Origin of the sequence: Bradyrhizobium sp. USDA 4538 (assembly GCF_024171045.1) — a bacterium.
Lineage (GTDB): Bacteria > Pseudomonadota > Alphaproteobacteria > Rhizobiales > Xanthobacteraceae > Bradyrhizobium > Bradyrhizobium australafricanum.
Genome location: NZ_JALJZE010000001.1, coordinates 6,184,683 through 6,202,605 on the forward strand (window position 1 = coordinate 6,184,683; position 17,923 = coordinate 6,202,605).

At 64.2% G+C, this 17,923-nt stretch carries 16 protein-coding genes; 14 read left to right on the top strand and 2 right to left on the bottom strand.

Annotation, left to right across the window (positions count from 1 at the left end):
* Positions 1-7: 7 nt before the first annotated feature.
* The 13 genes from J2R78_RS28035 to J2R78_RS28095 all read left to right on the top strand — a co-directional run bounded on the left by J2R78_RS28035 (position 8) and on the right by J2R78_RS28095 (position 14,772).
* The gene (locus J2R78_RS28035; RefSeq protein ID WP_253607622.1) at positions 8-709 is read left to right on the top strand and encodes an NUDIX hydrolase; all 702 of its coding nucleotides are present in this window, start codon (positions 8-10) and stop codon (positions 707-709) included.
* Positions 710-724: 15 nt separating this feature from the next.
* Positions 725-1,507 carry a substrate-binding domain-containing protein gene (locus tag J2R78_RS28040; RefSeq protein ID WP_253607623.1) on the top strand — a complete coding sequence of 261 codons (783 nt, stop codon included), beginning with the start codon at positions 725-727 and terminating at the stop codon, positions 1,505-1,507.
* A 176-nt stretch (positions 1,508-1,683) separates the two neighbouring features.
* Complete coding sequence (locus J2R78_RS28045; RefSeq protein WP_057015073.1) at positions 1,684-2,994, top strand: ABC transporter substrate-binding protein; 1,311 nt, start codon at positions 1,684-1,686, stop codon at positions 2,992-2,994.
* 22 nt (positions 2,995-3,016) lie between these two features.
* A complete protein-coding gene (locus J2R78_RS28050) occupies positions 3,017-3,790 on the top strand; it encodes an ABC transporter ATP-binding protein (protein WP_050385458.1) in 774 nt (257 codons plus the stop codon).
* A 4-nt stretch (positions 3,791-3,794) separates the two neighbouring features.
* Positions 3,795-4,499, top strand: coding sequence for an ABC transporter ATP-binding protein (locus J2R78_RS28055; protein WP_253607624.1), 705 nt, complete (start codon positions 3,795-3,797; stop codon positions 4,497-4,499).
* A 232-nt stretch (positions 4,500-4,731) separates the two neighbouring features.
* Positions 4,732-5,613 carry a branched-chain amino acid ABC transporter permease gene (locus J2R78_RS28060; protein ID WP_057015074.1) on the top strand — a complete coding sequence of 294 codons (882 nt, stop codon included), beginning with the start codon at positions 4,732-4,734 and terminating at the stop codon, positions 5,611-5,613.
* The gene (locus tag J2R78_RS28065) at positions 5,610-6,620 is read left to right on the top strand and encodes a branched-chain amino acid ABC transporter permease (RefSeq protein ID WP_253607625.1); all 1,011 of its coding nucleotides are present in this window, start codon (positions 5,610-5,612) and stop codon (positions 6,618-6,620) included. Before J2R78_RS28060 ends, J2R78_RS28065 begins: the two co-directional genes overlap by 4 nt.
* Complete coding sequence (locus J2R78_RS28070) at positions 6,586-7,527, top strand: polyphosphate kinase 2 family protein (protein WP_253607626.1); 942 nt, start codon at positions 6,586-6,588, stop codon at positions 7,525-7,527. Before J2R78_RS28065 ends, J2R78_RS28070 begins: the two co-directional genes overlap by 35 nt.
* Before the next feature lie 23 nt (positions 7,528-7,550).
* Complete coding sequence (locus J2R78_RS28075; RefSeq protein ID WP_253607627.1) at positions 7,551-8,633, top strand: phosphatase PAP2 family protein; 1,083 nt, start codon at positions 7,551-7,553, stop codon at positions 8,631-8,633.
* A 409-nt stretch (positions 8,634-9,042) separates the two neighbouring features.
* Entirely contained in the window at positions 9,043-10,602 is a 1,560-nt protein-coding gene (locus J2R78_RS28080; protein WP_038383406.1) for a 2-isopropylmalate synthase, read from the top strand.
* A gap of 409 nt (positions 10,603-11,011) precedes the next feature.
* Positions 11,012-12,001, top strand: a complete 990-nt coding sequence (locus tag J2R78_RS28085) for a LysR substrate-binding domain-containing protein (protein ID WP_253607628.1) — start codon at positions 11,012-11,014, stop codon at positions 11,999-12,001.
* A gap of 229 nt (positions 12,002-12,230) precedes the next feature.
* On the top strand, positions 12,231-13,853 hold the full coding sequence (locus tag J2R78_RS28090; RefSeq protein WP_253607629.1) for a hypothetical protein: 1,623 nt from the start codon (positions 12,231-12,233) through the stop codon (positions 13,851-13,853).
* 280 nt (positions 13,854-14,133) lie between these two features.
* Positions 14,134-14,772: an HD domain-containing protein gene (locus J2R78_RS28095; protein WP_253636026.1), complete on the top strand. Its 639-nt coding sequence runs from the start codon at positions 14,134-14,136 to the stop codon at positions 14,770-14,772.
* A 115-nt stretch (positions 14,773-14,887) separates the two neighbouring features.
* Here J2R78_RS28095 and mobA read toward each other — a convergent pair whose 3' ends face one another.
* A complete protein-coding gene (gene mobA / locus J2R78_RS28100) occupies positions 14,888-15,520 on the bottom strand; it encodes a molybdenum cofactor guanylyltransferase MobA (protein ID WP_253607632.1) in 633 nt (210 codons plus the stop codon).
* Complete coding sequence (locus J2R78_RS28105; RefSeq protein WP_253607633.1) at positions 15,513-16,397, bottom strand: formate dehydrogenase accessory sulfurtransferase FdhD; 885 nt, start codon at positions 16,395-16,397, stop codon at positions 15,513-15,515. Before J2R78_RS28105 ends, mobA begins: the two co-directional genes overlap by 8 nt.
* Before the next feature lie 185 nt (positions 16,398-16,582).
* Here J2R78_RS28105 and glp point away from each other — a divergent pair, with 185 nt between their 5' ends.
* A complete protein-coding gene (glp, locus tag J2R78_RS28110) occupies positions 16,583-17,836 on the top strand; it encodes a gephyrin-like molybdotransferase Glp (protein WP_253607634.1) in 1,254 nt (417 codons plus the stop codon).
* The last annotated feature ends 87 nt before the right edge of the window (positions 17,837-17,923 follow it).

Below are 17,923 nucleotides of genomic sequence, written 5' to 3' on the forward strand. Positions count from 1 at the left end.
TACGGACATGCAGTCTCCGCTCATTTGTCGTGTCACCGCGCTCGACCTTGCCTTGCAGCGGCGTCGTTGGCCGTTCGCGGACGAGCGGCGCGTCGAGATTGACGCGCATTTCGCCGAGCAGCAGCGGCTGAACCCGAACCTGTGGAACGGCCGCGTCCTGCTCGGGCGCGATCCGGTCTTCGCCGGCGAGCGGCTCAGCGCGAGCTATTTCGAGACCGATTTCGCGAGCTTCCTCGCCTGGCGCGACTGGGGCTTTCCGGACAGCGAGGTGTTCAACGGTTTCGGCATGGGTGCGCTGCTCGCCAGCGACGGCGCCTTCTTGTGCGGGGTGATGGGCGAGCAGACCGCGAATGCCGGGCGCATCTATTTTCCCTCCGGCACGCCCGATCTCGACGATATCAGGGGCGACACGGTCGATATCGCCGGCAGCGTGATGCGCGAACTCGAGGAGGAGACGGGACTGTTGCCGTCGGATTGCCGCGGCGACGCCGACTGGCACTGCATCTACACCGGGCCTGCGCTTGCGATGATGCAGATCCTGCGCGTCGATATGCCTGGTGACGCGCTGCGGGAGCGGATCGAGGCCAATCTCGCGCGCCAGGCAAATCCGGAGCTTGCCGGCATCCATCTGGTGCGCAGCCGCGCCGATATCACTCCTGCAATGCCGCGCTTCGTCACCGCGTTCATCGAGACGCAGCTGCCGGCCTAGGCAAAGGAATGCGCAATGACCGAGCAAGGCACAATGACCGAGCAAGGCACCGCTGCCGCTGCATCGACACCGGCAATCGCCGATGGCCCCAACACGATCAAGGTCATCATTTCGGGTGGATTCGCCGCGGTCTACCGCGACGTGCTGCCTGAATTCGAGCGAAGCACGGGCATCAGGGTGCAGACCGGATCGGGCGCGTCGGAGGGCACCGGTCCGAAGACGATCAGGCACCAGCTTGCGAACGGCACCAAAGCGGATGTGGTGATCCTTTCGCGCGAGGGGCTTCGAAGTCTGACCGAAGACGGCCGAATTCGTGCGGGATCGGAAGCCGGACTGGCGACGGCACCTTTGGCCGCGGCGGTTCGAGCAGGCTCTCGCAAGCCGGACATCGGCAATGATGTCGCGCTCAGGCAGGCTTTGATCGACGTCGGCGAGGTGGTGGCGCCGAGCAGCACGAGCGGACAGTACGTCCGCGACAAGGTTTTCCCCAGGTTGAACTTGCCGGACACGGTCAGGCTCACCCTCGAGACACGCGGAACCGAGGCGGCCGAAGCGCTGAGAGCAGGCAAGGCAAATCTCTCGATCGGCCCGACCAGCGAACTGGTTCAGGAGAGCGGCATCGAAGTTGTCGGCCTGCTGCCGCCAGATCTCCAGCTGGTCCAGACCTTCACGGCCGCGATCGTCAGCGACGCGCAAGCGCCGGAAGCAGCCAAGCGCCTGATCGATTTTCTTGTCTCGGACAGCGATATTTTGCTCACGGCCATCAAACGGGCCGGCATGGAACGGCCCCGCGGATAAATTGCCGCGGCCAAGCGCACGCCGGAGCACCGCGCGTCGGCACCGTTCCGCCGAAACTTTGCGCAAGCCTGCGCGGTGCGGACGCAGCCATCGCGCTTGACATCATCGGCCGCTCCCCCTGTGATAGGGTCGCACGACAACAAAAAATGCAGTGCACAATCTCTGGGGAGGGATTCATGCCGGTCAGGAGGGCTGCCCGCTGGCTTGCGGGTCTATCTGTCGCGCTTGCGGCGCTTGCTGTGGCCAATGCAGCGCATGCGCAGGACAAGAAGATCAAGATCGGCGTGATCTTCGATTTGACCGGCCCGCTGGCCGGCGGCGGCTCCGAGCTGCAATACACCGGCGTCAAGATCATGCTCGACCATTACGCCAAGACCGGCGTCGAGGGTTACAAGGTCGAGGCCGTCTATGCCGACGCGCAGAGCAAGCCCGACATCGCGATCAACGAGGCCGTCCGGCTGCTCGAGCAGGAAAAGGTCGACATGGTGATGGGCTTCTTCTCCTCGGCGCAATGCGTGCCGGTGTCGGCGCGGGTCGAGCAGATGAAGAAGTTCATGTGGATCACGACCTGCATTTCCTCCGGCGTGTTCGACGGCAAGAACTACAAATACGTGTTCCGTCCGCAGGCCGCCGGCAACCAGTACGGCATGATGACGACCGACTTCATCGCGCAATACTCCATGTCCAAGTTCGGCAAGGAGCCGAAGGATCTCCGCGTCGCCATCATCCATGAGGACGGCGCCTATGGCGTCGACGTCTCCAAGGGCAATGAGGCCGGCGCCAAGAAGGCCGGCTTCAACATCGTGCTCAAGGAGGGTTATTCGGCGACCGCGCCCGATCTGTCGGCGCTGGTGACCAAGCTGAAGCGCGCCAAGCCCGACGTGATCTTCCACACCGGCTACAATCCGGACATTACCCTGCTGTTCCGCCAGGCCCGCGAGCAGGGATTGAAGTTCGGCGCCATTGTCGGCCATGGCGCGGGCTACGGCGTCTACGAAAAGCTGAAGGAAGGGCTCGGCACCGACGCCAACTATCTCTTCAACACCGACCCGATCTCGATCTGGCTTGCCAACCAGAAGAACATGGATCCCAAGCTGCCGCCGGTCATCAAGATGGTCGGCGAGGAGTTTGACCGGCTGAAGCCCGGCGTGCCGATCCGATCCGCCCATGTCGGCATCGGCGCGGCCAACGCCTATGTCTTCCTCGACGACGTCTTGCCGCGCGCGATCAAGAAGTATGGCGGCGTCGATCCGGATGCGCTGCGCAAGGCCGCGCTCGACACCGACATACCCGAGGGCGGCACCATGCTCGGCTACGGCGTGAAGTTCTACGGCGAGGGAGAGCAGTATGCCGGGCAGAACGCGCGCTCGTTCCCGGTGGTGCTGCAATATATCGACGACAAATCCTATGTGGTGTGGCCGAAGAGCCAGATGCAGCGCGAGACCGAGCTGCCGCTGCCGGCCGGCACCACCTACAGCTACAAATAGCTCGCTCGCGAAGGGAACTGCCGTGCTCGCCGTCGAAGGCCTGGTCAAGCGGTTTGGCGGCTTTCGTGCCGTCAACAACGTGTCGTTCCGCGTCGAGCAGGGCGAGATCCTCGGCCTGATCGGCCCGAACGGCTCCGGCAAGAGCACGATCTTCAACATGCTGTCGGGCACGCTGCCGCCGACCTCCGGCTCGATCCTGTTCGACGGCCACGAGATCGCGGGGCTCGCCCCGCACCGGATCATCAACCGTGGCATCGGCCGAACCTTCCAGATCCCGCGGCCGTTCCATCGCCTCAGCATCTTCGAGAACGTCGTGCTCGCCGGCTTCTACGGCCAGGGCCGCCACAGCCGCGGCAAGGCCGAGGAGGCGGCCGAGCGGGCGCTCGCGATGGTCGGGCTGCCGACCGATCGTCACGCCAGCGTCGAGGGCCTGGGCGCCGCCGGGTTGAAGAAGCTCGAGCTCGCCAAGGCGCTCGCCACCGGCCCGAAGCTGTTGCTCGCGGATGAGAGCCTTGGCGGCCTTGACGAGGCCGAGATGGACCAGGCCGCCGACATGCTGCGCCGGATCCGCGACGAGCTCGGCATCACCATCATCTGGGTCGAGCACATCATGGGCGTATTGATGCGCGTGGTCGATCGCGTGATGGTGCTCGATCACGGCGAGAAGATCGCCGAGGGCCTGCCGGCCGATGTCGCCGGCGACGCAAGAGTGATCGAGGTCTATCTCGGCACCGATGCGGATGCGAGCCTCGCAGCCGCGGCCGCAGCCCAGGCGCGGCGCCGGATCGGGGCGTGAGCGCATGCTGGAATTGAAATCGATCGACGCGGGCTATGGCAGCTTCCAGGCGCTGTTCGACGTCAGTCTCGACGTCAAGGCGGGCGAAGCGGTCGGCGTGATCGGCCCGAACGGCGCCGGCAAGACCACCCTGATGCGGGTGATCTCAGGGTTGATCCGCCCGATCAGGGGCACGATCGCGATGGAAGGCGTGAACGTCATCGCGACACCTCCGCATCGCATCGTCAGCCTCGGGATCGCGCATGTGCCGGAAAATCGCCGGCTGTTTCCCCGGCTCACCGTCGCCGACAACCTGAAGATGGGCGCCTACATGCCCGGTGCCCGCGCGCATTACGCCGAGCGGCTCGACTTCGTGTTCGAGCTGTTTCCGCGCATGAAGGAGCGCCAGCACCAGATGGCCGGGACGATGTCGGGCGGCGAGCAGCAGATGTGCGCGATCGGCCGTGCGCTGATGTCGAACCCGAAACTGCTGCTGCTCGACGAGCCGTCGGCTGGCCTCGCGCCGGTCGTGGTGCAGCAGGTGTTCGAGCTCGTCAAGCGCATCCGCTCAAGCGGGCTGACGGTGCTGATCGTCGAGCAGAACGTGCAGCAGGTGCTGCGCGTGGTCGACCGCGCCTATCTGCTGGAAGCCGGCAGCATCCGCGCCGCCGGGTCAGCGGCGGAGCTCGCGGCGAGCGACACCATCAAGCAGGCGTATTTGGGGGTGTGAGGGGGTAATGATCGTGAATCGAGCAAGCGCACTCACATATTTCCCCGTCATCCCCGGACGAACGCGTTTGCGTTCGCTCGGGAGGTGCGCGCTCTTGCGCGCCTCGAAGGATGAATCGGCCACAGACGGGCCGTGCATCCTTCGAGGCTCGCTCCGCTCGCACCTCAGGATGACGGTTGCGCTAGTTCGAGTTCGGCCAGATGACGACGCCTCGGTCTAAGGCGGAGCCACCATGCAATCCTTCCTCGACATCTTCGACATCTACCTGCTGGAGGCCGTCATCAACGGCATCCTGCTCGGTGGCGTGCTGGCGCTGCTTGCGCTCGGGCTCAACCTGATCTTCGGCGTCATCGACGTAACCTGGATCTGCTACGCCGAGCTCGTGATGATCGGCATGTACGGCATGTACTATCTCGTGCAGTATTACGGCCTGCCATACTGGGCGGCGGCGCCGCTGGTGATCCTGCTGGTGGCGCTGCTCGGCGCCGCGCTGCATTTCTTCGTGATCGCCCCGCTCCTGACCGCTCCGCCGATCAACCAGCTGCTCGCCACCGGCGGCGTGCTGTTCATCCTGCAGAGCTTTGCCACCGTCGCCTTCGGCATCGACTTCCGCAATCTCGGCATCCGCCTCCCGGTGCTCGCACTCGGCGAGATGAATTTCAGCTACGCGCGATTGCTGTCGTTCGCCGCCGCGCTGCTCGGCATGATCGGCGTCTATCTGTTCCTGACCCGCACCTTCACCGGCACCGCGATCCGCGCCATCGCGCAGGACCGCCAGATCATGCCGCTGATGGGCGTCGATCCCAAGCGCATCTATCTCGTCACCTCGGCGATCGGCGGCGGGCTCGCCGGCCTCGCCGCCTGCCTCCTGGTGCTACAATATGACGTGCATCCGTTCGTCGGCCTGTCATTCGGGCCGATCACCTTCCTGATCTGCGTGCTCGGCGGGCTCGGCAATTTCATCGGCGGCTTCATCGCCGCCTTCGTGTTCGCCGAGATCATCTCGCTCGGCGGCCTGTTCTCCGATCTCGAATGGGGTTACGTGCTGGCCTTTGCCTTCTTCATCGTCATGATGTTCATCCGGCCCGCGGGCCTCCTGGCGAGGCGCTCGTGAACAGGCAAGCCGCCGGCTGGATCATCGCGCTGATCGCGCTCGTCGCGGTGCCCTTCGTGCATCGCGATCCCTATCATCTGCACGTGCTGGTGCTGATCCTGATCTGGTCGTTCGCCTACACCTCGTGGTCGATCATGGGGCGCTTCGGCCTGGTCTCGCTCGGCCATGGCGGCTTCATGGGCATCGGTGCCTATGTCACCGCGCTGCTGTGGAACCATCTCGGCGTGTCGCCCTGGATCGGCATTCCCCTCAGCATGGTAACCGCCGGCGTGCTCGCGCTCGTCGTCGCCTATCCCTGCTTCCGCTTCCGCATCACCGGGCATTATTTCGTGCTGGTGACGCTGGCGCTGTCGGGCATCGTGCTGCAGGTCATCACCGCGACCCGGGACTATACCGGCGGCTCGCTCGGCTACACCCCGCAGCGCGCCCCGAGTGGCAAGGGGCTGCTCGCGCTGCAATTCGACGACAAGACCACCTGGTATCTGATCGCGCTCGCGGTCTGGCTCGCCGGCCTCGTGATCTGGCGCGCGATCGATCGCAGCATGATCCGCCATGCCATGGAGGCGATCTCGGAAGACGAGGATGCCGCCGCCGCCGCGGGCGTCAACGTCACCGCCGAGAAGCTCAAGATCACCCTGATCAGCGCGCTGATGACCGCGCTGTCGGGCGCGCTCTACTGCCAGTACCAGATGTTCATCTCGCCCGACACGGTGAGCGGCATCGCGGTCTCCCTGCAGATGGTGTTCGCGGCGATCGTCGGCGGCGTCTATGTCGCGCTGGGACCGACGGTCGGCGCCGTCATCACCATCGTGCTGGCCGAGGTGCTGCGCATCTCTTTCGGCACCAAGGCGGTCGGCTGGGACAATCTGGTCTATGGCGTGCTGCTGGTGCTGTTCATCATCTTCCTGCCCAAGGGCATTCTTGGTAGCGTGATCGACCGGATCAAATCGCCACGCAAGCCGTCGAGAAGCCATGAGCAACAAACCGTCCCCGTCGCTCGCCGATGAACTGAAGCCCTTCGTCGCGCCGTTCCGCTTCGACGGGTCGGGCGAATTTCACCTCAAATCGTATCCGACCGCCGAGAAGGGCGGCATCGACAAGGACGCCGGCGGCAAGATCATCGAGGCCAACCGCAAGCGGCTCAACGACTTCCAGGAGAAGCTCTACGCCCAGGACCGCTGGTCGCTGCTGCTGATCTTCCAGGGCATGGATGCCGCCGGCAAGGATTCCGCGATCAAGAGCGTGTTCGAGGGCGTCAATCCGCAGGGCTGCGAGGTTTCCTCCTTCAAGCAGCCTTCGACCAGGGAGCTCGACCACGACTTCATGTGGCGCGCCATGATCGCGCTGCCGGAGCGCGGCCGCATCGGCATCTTCAACCGCTCCTATTACGAGGAGTGCCTGGTGGTGCGGGTGCATCCGGAAGTGCTCGACAAGCAGAAGATCCCGAAGAAGCTGGTGACCAAGGACATCTGGCGCGAACGCTTCGAGGACATTGCGTCGATCGAGCGCTATCTGTCGCGCAACGGCACCGTGATCCTGAAATTCTTCCTCAACGTCTCCAAGGAGGAGCAGCGCCAGCGTTTCCTCGACCGGCTCGAGGAGCCGGCCAAGAACTGGAAGTTCTCGATGGCCGACGTCGCCGAGCGCAAGCTGTGGGCCAAATATCAGGCCGCCTATCAGGACATGATCCATCACACCGCAACCAAAGAGGCGCCCTGGCACATCGTGCCGGCCGACCACAAATGGTTCGCCCGCGTCGTGATCGGCTCGACCATCGTCAACGCCCTCGACGGGCTCGACCTGAAATTCCCCGAAGTCGACAAGGCCGACTTGAGCGAATTCAAGCGCGTCCGCGCGGCGCTGGAGGCGGAAGGCAAGGGCGGGGCGGGCGAGAAGACGTCTGCAAAGAAGTAGGCGCCGCGTCCCATGTTTGTCGCATGCGGATATTCCCAGCGCGTACCGGCCGCTCGCAAGGCAATCTTAATGAATTGACGCAACATGGGGGCATGACAACCACAGATTTAGCGACAGGCAGTCACAACGTGAACGATGTCGCACTGAGGGGCGTGCTATGGGCGCCTGTCCTGCTGTTCCTGGCTGGTTGCTTTGCTGCCTTCCATTGGTCCGGATTCCGGCACGTCGATGTCAATTGGGCCGGCTATGGCGGGATGGCAGCGATCTTGTTCAGCGCCTACCTCGTGACAAAGGGACTGCGAATCCAATTCGTCCAATTGTTCATAAACTGCTGGTCGCAGAATCTGGTGGTTGCGATCGCCGCGACGATGTTGACCTATGCCGCCGCGACAGTCGGCCGTCCCTTGATCGACGACCAATTGCTGCGTGCTGATCAGCTGATCGGATATGATTGGAGAGCTTATGCGGGGTTCTTCGCGGGCTCGGACACGATGGTCCGCATCGTGAGCGAATTCTATAACTCGATTTTTTATCTACCCAATGTTGTGATCCTGGCGCTGGCCATCAAGAAGGATGTCAAGACGCTTGAGAAATTCATCCTGGCGGCGATCATATCACTGCTGCTGACGATTGGGATTTTTGCCCTGGTTCCGGCCACCACGGCGTGGACCCATCTGCATCTCAGCGATACCGAGATATCCTCGTTCCGGAATTTGCCGCTGTCGTCCGACGGCTGGATCGACGAGCTGATCCGGATTCGCGAAGGAAGCCTCAGAAGCCTGCGCAATTTCCAGGGCAAGGGACTGATCGCGTTTCCTAGCTTCCATTGCGCGGCAGCCCTGATCCTGATCTGGGCAAGCTGGAACATCCGCTGGCTGCGCATCCCGATGACGCTCGTCAATCTGGGCATGATCCTGGCAACGCCGATCGTCGGCGGTCACTACGTCGCGGACCTGATCGGCGGTCTGGTGATCACGATCGTGTCCGTGATCCTCGCTGGTTGGCTTCACACCTGGATGCTGCGGCACGTGGCTGTGGTCCGGCGAGGAGCATGGGCGATGATACCCGCGGTGCAACGAGCTGAGCCCCGGGCGGAAGTCAGGTGAGGGCGATCGCGCCCCAGCCATGCGGCAACGATAGGTCAACCCAACTGACCATCTTTACCCGTTGCGGCAGCTTGCCATAATCGTCTAGAACGACGGCGCACAGCGCGTCTCGGCAACCAACCGTCAATGGTTTTGCCCGAGAGTTTTGGCGCTCAACAGGGTCTGGCAATGCTGATTCGCGGCCAAATTGATGGGATTTCGGGGGAGGTGGCCCAGGCTACCGCCACGATCCCTGCCGCAGCGCCCACCCTGCTTATTGGCGGCCTTCTTCTTACCTGCCCCTGAGGGCCGGCTGGGCGTTTGCGCCTGGGCACTCAGGGGTTTGTACGAGATCACCGAACCCTGATATCGCCCAGGTAATTGCTCAAGGAGCAACATGACGGGCGCAAAGCTTAAAGGAATTTCTGACATGGCCACCGCGAACAAGTCCGAGAAGGACCGCGTCATCATTTTCGACACCACCTTGCGCGACGGCGAGCAGTGCCCCGGCGCCACCATGACCTTCGAGGAGAAGCTCGAGGTCGCCGAACTCTTGGACGACATGGGCGTCGACGTCATCGAGGCCGGCTTCCCGATCACCTCGGAAGGCGATTTCCAGGCGGTCAGCGAGATCGCCCGCCGCTCCAAGAACTCGGTCATCGCGGGCCTGTCCCGTGCCCATCCGGCCGACATCGACCGCTGCGCCGAAGCCGTGAAGTTCGCCCGCCGCGGCCGCGTCCACACCGTGATCGCGACCTCGCCGCTGCATATGCGGGTGAAGTTGAACAAGACCCCCGAGGAGGTCATCGAGACCTCGGTCGCGATGGTCGCCCGCGCCCGCAACCAGATCGACGACGTCGAATGGTCGGCCGAGGACGGCACCCGCAGCGAGATGGACTATCTGTGCCGGATCGTCGAAGCGGTGATCAAGGCCGGCGCCACCACGGTGAACATCCCCGACACCGTCGGCTACACGGTGCCGGAGGAATACACCCACTTCATGCGCACGCTGATCGAGCGTGTGCCGAATTCCGACAAGGCGATCTTCTCGGTGCATTGCCACAACGACCTCGGCATGGCGGTCGCGAACTCACTGGCCGGCGTCGTCGGCGGCGCGCGGCAGGTCGAGTGCACCGTCAACGGCATCGGCGAGCGCGCCGGCAATGCCGCGCTGGAAGAGATCGTGATGGCGATCAATGTGCGGAACGACAAGTTTCCGTTCTGGAACAAGATCGACACCACGCAGCTCACCCGCGCCTCGAAGGTGGTGTCCGCGGCCACCTCGTTCCCGGTGCAGTACAACAAGGCAATCGTCGGCCGTAACGCGTTCGCGCATGAGAGCGGCATCCATCAGGACGGCGTGCTGAAGGACGCCTCGACCTACGAGATCATGCGGCCCGAGATGGTCGGCCTGAAGCAGTCCTCGCTGGTGCTCGGCAAGCATTCCGGCCGCCACGCCTTCATCCACAAGCTGGAGGAGATGGGCTACAAGCTCGGCGCCAACCAGCTGGAGGATGCCTTTACGCGGATGAAGGCGCTGGCCGACCGCAAGAAGGACATCTACGACGAGGACATCGAGGCGCTGGTCGACCAGGAGATGGCGGCCGCGCACGACCGCATCAAGCTGACCTCGCTGACCGTGATCGCCGGCACCCATGGCCCGCAGCGCGCGACCATGAAGCTCGACGTCGACGGCCAGATCAAGATCGAGGAGGCCGAGGGCAACGGCCCGGTCGACGCCGTCTTCAACTGCATCAAGCGCCTGGTGCCGCACGAGGCCAAGCTGGAGCTCTATCAGGTGCACGCGGTGACCGAAGGCACCGACGCGCAGGCCGAAGTCTCGGTGCGTCTAGCCCATGAAGGTCGCTCGATGACCGCCCGCGCCGCCGATCCGGACACGCTGGTCGCCTCCGCAAAGGCCTATCTCGGTGCGCTGAACAAGATCGTGATGAAGCGCCAGCGCGACGTGCCGGCCAAGGCCGCGGGCTGACGAGCGCGCAGAATCGATAAGTCGAAACGCGGCGCCTCGGCGCCGCGTTTTTGTTTGAACGCCCACATTTAAACCCGTCATCCCCGCGCAACGGCTTCGCCTTTGTCGCTGGAGGTGCGAGCGAAGCGAGCCTGGAAGGATGCACGGCCCCGCTGTTTCAGCGCGCGATGATCCCTCGCGGAGAACGCCGGGCCGTCGCCCTTCGAGGCTCGCATTCGCTCGCACCTCAGGGTGACGGTGACGAACTGCGCTCGTAATACAGCTGCGGGTGACCGGTTTGGGATGAAAACCGCCCAACTCAGTCATTCTTGGAATCATTTACCAATATTCCGTCTCATTCCGCACTGCTTTGGAATCTTCCGCGCCATCTCCAGCGCTACGCTGCGTTCTTTCCTGGGGAACGCCGTCCATGCCGATCTCCTCCATCGTGACAGACCTTCCGCGCGCCGCCACGCCGGCGGAGACCGCGCTGACGCGCCGGGTCGACCTGACAACGCTTCGCCTGTTCGTCGCGGTCTGCGACGAACAGAACCTCACCCGCGCCGCGCAGCGCGAGGGGATCGCGGCGTCGGCGGTGTCGAAGCGGATGAACGATTTCGAGCTGGCGTTCGGCGTCACGCTGTTCAAGCGGCTCGCCAAGGGCATGGCGCTGACGCCGGCCGGCGAGGCGCTGCTGCACCACGCCCGGGTGACGCTGCTCAATGTCGAGAAGATCGCGGTCGAGCTGTCGGAATATTCGCAAGGCGTGCGCGGCCATGTCCGCATGCTCGCCAACCTCTCAGCGATCGTGCAATACCTGCCCGAGGATCTCTCCGCCTTCTTCGCCGCGCATGAATTGCTCCGCGTCGATCTGCAGGAGCGGCCGAGCGGGCAGGTGGTGCGCGGCATCGAGGAGGGCGCGGCCGAGATCGGCATCTGCTCCGCCGAGGCCGACAGCCGCGCGCTCGAGGCCTTCCATTATCGCTACGACAATCTGGTGGTGGTGATGCGCGCCGACCATCGGCTGGCCGGCCGCGAGACATTGCTGTTCACCGAGACGCTCGATTTCGACCATATCGGCTTGCACACCGCGAGCTCGATCTATCTGCGTTCGCAATATGCGGCGACGCAAGCCGGCAAGGCGATGCGGCTGCGCATCAATGTGCCCGGCTTCGATGCGGTCTGCCGCATGGTGCAGGCCAATATGGGGCTCGGGCTGATCCCCGACCGCGCCTTCGAGGTGGTCGGCGCCGGCATGGGCCTTCGTGCGATCCCGCTGCGCGACGATTGGGGACGGCGCGAGCTGAAGATCGTGGTCCGCGACACCACGCATCTGTCGGCAACCAGCCGTCTGATGCTGGACTATCTGCGGGCGATCGAAACGGATCGGGTCGGCCGGGTTGGCGGACGGGCCAGCTAAGCGATCAACGCGAAGCGTTTGCGCGGCGATCATGCTCGAACCATGAGCCAAAGCGCGATGACGATCCGACCCAATCTCATCGCCCTTTGGCGTCTCCCGCATCGGCGGGCACGCGAGCTGCGCGATTTCCAGAACGTGAACACGAGCTGCGGCGATCTGTCACACGAGTGTTGCGATCGGCCCCGTATGAGGAAACCATTCCAATTTTCAAAAAATGGGGGGTCTTCGCATGTTCAAATCGATCGCCAAATCGCAAACAACTCCGGAAACATTTCGCCGCGCGATTGTCCGGCGCCTGATCGCGGGTACGGCGCTCTCACCGGCGCTTTTTGCGGTCCATCCGGCGTTGTCCCAGACCGCGGGCAATCCGCACGAATTGCTGGTCAGCACGGCGGTCTATGCGGGCAACCCATCGACCGTCACCGTAGGCCAGACGCTGCCGACCGGCGCGACGGCTGTGGCGGACGGCCGCTATCCGGGGGTCTTCAACAACGTGGCCGTCGATTCGAACTTCGGCGTGACTGCGCCGGTGGCGATCAGGAAATTTCATCTGGAAGGCCGTCGGCTGCGCGAAATCGGCGCGCTGACCGTCCCGGCGGACGTGGCCGTGACGAGCTTCAGCTCCAAGTCTGAACTGTCGCTGCATTTGTCGCCCGACGGCAAGGCCGTGACGTTCATGGGCTACGACGCGGCGGTGAACCAGCTGGACGTTTCCAACTCCAATTCGCCGAACCACGTCGACCCGACCAATCCGGACACCGGTGTGCATGCGCGCGTGGTCGCGGAGCTGGATTTCGACGGCTCGCTGCACCGGACCAAGGTCAATGTCTATAGCGGCGACAATGGCCGCGGCGCGATCCGCGCCAACAAGGTCAATGGCACCCAGGCCGACCAGTATTTCACGGTCGGCAACGCCGGCAACGGCAGCGGCACCCAGCCGGTGCTTGTCGTCAACGACACCGGCGTTCAACTTGCGACGCCCGCTGTCGATGGTTCCGACGCCGTGGTTGGCGTGCAGCAGGGTACGCCCGGCAGCAAGAATGGCTTCCAGTTCGGCTTCTCGGTTGCCCAGCTTGGCTTTGCCGCCGACAAGTCCGGCAAGGACGATAATTTCCGCGGTCTCGCGATCTCCGACAACACGCTCTACGTCACCAAAGGCAGCGGCAGCAACGGCATCAATACGGTTTATCAGGTCGGCCAGCCGGGCGTGTTGCCGACCCGCGAGACCGCCGCGTCGACGACGTTCAGCATTCTTCCGGGTTTCCCGAACAATCCCTCGGCGAACTCGGGCGCGAACGGCTTTTATCCGTTTGGCATCTGGTTCGCCAGCGCGACGACGCTCTATGTCGCCCAGGAAGGTGACGGCAATCTCGCCGACGCTGCCACGTCACCGACCGCAGGCCTTCAGAAGTGGGTCTATGTCAACGGCAGCTGGAGCCTTGCCTACACGCTGCAGAAGGGCCTGAACCTCGGCACGCTCTATCATGTCAACGGCTATCCGACCGATCCGGCAACCGGCGGCCTGCGCAATATCACGGGCCGCGTCAACCGCGACGGTACCGCGACGATTTTCGCGGTGACGTCGACCGTGGGCAACTCGGTCGAGCCCGGCGCCGATCCGAATCAAGTCGTCACGATCACGGACAGGGTTGCGGCGACAACGCTTCCGGCGAACGAAGCTTTTGACGTCGTTGTGCCGCCGGCGTTCGGCATGGTCTATCGCGGCGTGTCGTTCGCTCCCGTCAATTGCGATGGCGATCACGGCCGGATGAAGGACAACGGCCGCGGCCACGACAACGGCAACAACGCAGACGACGTCTGCGGCCCGACCAGGATCGCCGCGGGGCACTGATCGCCGCGACCCAGCGGAGCCTGTGCCGGCTGCTTCCGGTCAGGCTTCGGCTGGATCAGGCGAGGCACGATCGGCTGAACCCGATCGCGCTTTCCGTATTGCACCAGCCTCACGATCTCCCTGCAGAATCTTCATGCGGCAGGGGCCTTCCGGTTGCCGCTTCGCGGGTTAGGTAGTGGGGTGCGATTCACTGCAGCGGAGTGCCGGCGCGCGTGAATCGTGACGCCATTGGCCGTCCAGTGCATGCATCCGGGACGCTACACAGGGCAGGAGTGCGATGATGGCGGACACGATTTCCAGCGTTCGAATCCCGGACAGCAAGATCGCGCGGGAAGCCGCCGAGCTGGTGCGGCAACATGAGACCGAGATGTTGTTCAATCACTCGGTCCGCGTGTTTGTGTTCGGCGCGCTCAAGGGTGCCAGGCAAAATCTGAAGTTCGACGCTGAACTGCTTTATGTTGCCGCGCTGTTTCATGATCTCGGCCTTGTCGATCATTTTCATACCGAGACCAAACGGTTTGAAGTCGACGGCGCCGATGCGGCGCGCAAATTTCTCAGGAGCCACGGCATCGCCGAGCCCAAAGCAGACCTGGTGTGGGAGGCGATCGCATTGCACACCACGCCCGGCATTCCGCAATACATGCGGCCGGAAATCGCGCTCACCAATGCGGGCGTATTGGTCGATGCCGTCGGCGTCGGATACGATGACTATACCGCCGAGCAGCGCGACGGCGTCCTTGCCGCGTTGCCCCGCGGCGATTTCAAGAACGAGTTCATCGAGGTTCAGACCTGCTCGGCCCTGAAGAAGCCGCAGACCACGTTCGGCACTGTCAATTTCGACTTCGTCGCGGAGCGCGATCCCACATTTCACAGGCCGAACGCCTGCACCCGGATCCGCAACACGCCGTGGCCGAGCTGAGTGGGGCGGCGGACGTTAGAGCGTTTTCGAGCGAAGTGGACGCCGGTTCGCGTGAAGAAAACGCGTCAAAACAAGAATCTAGAGCTTCGGTTCTGATTCAATCAGAACCGATGCTCTATCCGCCGTCGAGCGCGGCGAGGCGGTCGGCTTCCGCGATGTCCTCGACGGTGTTGGCATTGAAGAACGGATCCAGCGGCTCGGTCGGCCACTCGACCGTTGCGAGCGGATAGCGCGCGGTCCAGCGGTCGATCTTGCGCACGTCCTCGACGACCAGCGCCTGGCGCAATTCATTCCGCAGGCGCACGCTCCAGAGGCCGATCACCGGATGCGTCTGCCCGCCGGATGAAGCGACCGCGAGCTCGGCATTCTGCGCTCGACGCGCTTGTTCGAGGCGCGTGACCAGATCGCGCGGCAGAAACGGACAGTCGCCCGCGGCGCTGAGCACCCATTGCGCATCCGGCCGGTTGGCGGCGGTCCAGTCGAGCGCGGCCAGGATGCCGGCGAGGGGACCGGGATTGTCGGCGACATTGTCGGCGACGACTGGAAGGCCGAACGCGGCGAAGCGCGCCGGGTCGCCATTGGCGTTGATGATCAGCCCACTGCATTGCGGAGCGAGACGGTCGATCACCCGCTGCAGAATGGTGCGGCCCGCGATCTTGCGCATCGGCTTGTCGCCGCCGCCCATCCGGCGCGCGAGCCCGCCTGCGAGCAGCACGCCCGGGACGGCAGTCCCCGGAATGTCAGACATTGTCGGTCTCGCCCTTGCGCTTGTGACGCATCGATTCCTCTTCGACATAGTCGAGGTTCTGGTCGTAGACGATCCGCTCCTCACCGGACAGCGCGATGAAGCGCTTGCCGCGGGCGCGCCCGACCAGCGTCAACCCGACCTGCCGCGCCAGATCGACGCCCCACGCCGTGAATCCGGAGCGGGAGACCAGGATCGGGATCCCCATCCGCACCGTCTTGATCACCATCTCCGAGGTCAGCCGCCCGGTGGTGTAGAGAATCTTGTCGGCCGGATCGACATTGTGCCGGTAGATCCAGCCCGCGATCTTGTCGACGGCATTATGCCGGCCGACATCCTCGGTGTAGCACACCGGCGTCGCCTCCTTGCACAGCACGCAGCCGTGAATAGCGCCGGCTTCCAGATAGAGCGAGGGCATCGTGTTGATGGTGTGCGTCATCCGGTAGAGCCAGGAGGTCCGCAATTCGGCTTTCGGCAGCGCCACCTTCTCGACTGCTTCGAGCAGGTCGCCGAACGCCGTGCCCTGGGCGCAGCCCGAGGTCTGCGTGCGCTTCTTCAGCTTGGCCTCGAAATTGGTGTGGTGCGCGGTACGCACGACGACGACCTCGAGATCGTCGTCATATTCGACCTCGGTGACGACGTCGTCGTATTTGAGCATGTTCTGGTTCAAGAGGTAGCCGAGCGCGAGGTATTCGGGGTAGTCGTTGATCGTCATCATCGTGACGATCTCCTGCGCGTTGAGGTACAGCGTCAGCGGCCGCTCGACCGGCACCTTGATCTCGGTCCGTGCGCCGGTCTGATCGACGCCGACCACGCGCTCCGTCAGGCGTGGATCGTCCGGATCAGGAACAATGATGGGAGCGGTGGTTTTCTCGGGCACTGCTTGACGTCCAGATGGGTTCACATGGCATCGCAGCTAGGGATATAAGCACGTTCGGAGACTGACTGGCGACTCTCCGCCGCGTCGCGGGAACTGGCATCGATCGGTCCGGCTTTGAGGATAACGCCGCAGTTCGCGATCCGGGTCGAACAAATCTTGTCGATGGCCGAGGACTGAGGGAGATCATGGCGCAGCTTTCGGACGACTGCTTCGCATTCGGCGGACCGATGATGTCGGTCGACGAAGCCGTCGCGATCATCGCCGCGCGGGTCAAGCCTGTCGGCGAGACCGAAGCCGTTGCCCTGGTGGATGCGGACGGACGCATCCTGGCCGGCGACATTGTCGCGCCGCTTGCGCTGCCGCCGTTCAAAAATTCCGCCGTCGACGGCTACGCGGTATCCGGCGCGGACCTGCCGGCGAGCGGCGAGCGCGCGTTTCCCGTTGCCGGACGGGTGCAGGCGGGCGCGTCGGCGCAGCCGGCGCAGGCGGGCCAAGCGGTGCGGATCTTCACCGGCGCGCCGATGCCCGATGGCACCGACACCGTGTTCATGCAGGAAGACGTGCGGATCGACGATTCCGGGCACGTAATCCTGCCGTCCGGCCTGAAGGTCGGCGCCAATGTGCGCCCCAGCGGCGAAGACATTCCGCGCGGCCATGTCGCGCTGGCGGCGGGCCGGCGGCTGCGCCCGCAGGATATCGCGGTCGCCGCGGCCTTCGGGCTCACCACGCTCGATGTGGTGCGTCGGCTTCGCGTCGGGGTGTTCTCGACCGGCGACGAACTAGCCGCGCCCGGCAGCGCGCGCGCCGAAGCGCAACTGTTCGATTCCAACCGTTTCATGCTGATGGCGATGCTGCGGCGGCTCGGTTGCGAGGTCGGCGATCTCGGCATCCTGCGCGACGAGCGGGCCGAGCTCGCCGCGGCGCTCAAGCAGGTCGCGCGGCGCTACGACCTGATCCTGACCACCGGCGGGGTCTCGACCGGCGAAGAGGACCACGTCAGGGCCGGTATCGAACAGGCGGGCTCGCTGGTGCTGTGGCGGATGGCGATCAAGCCCGGCCGCCCGGTGGCGATGGGAATCATCGACGGCACGCCGCTGATCGGCCTGCCCGGCAATCCGGTGGCGAGCTTCGTCACCTTCGTTCATGTCGTGCGGCCGACCGTGCTGGCGCTATCGGGCGCTGTGCCGTCCCCCTTGCTGCCGATGCCGGTGCGGGCGGCCTTCAGCTACAAGAAGAAGAGTGGGCGGCGCGAATATGTCCGCGTCTCGCTGCGACGGGCGACGGACGGTACGCTGGAAGCGAACAAGTTTCCTCGCGAGGGAGCCGGTCTGCTGTCGTCGCTGATCGAGACCGATGGACTGGTCGAACTCGGCGAGTCGGTGGTGCGGGTTGAACCTGGCGATGCCGTCGGCTTTCTCGGCTACGCCGACCTGCTGTGAGAGCTGAAACGCGGTCGGGACCGCGCAGCGCGACGGGTGCGCGATAGCAAAATCAGATCGCCCGATAGGCAAACATAAACAATGGCC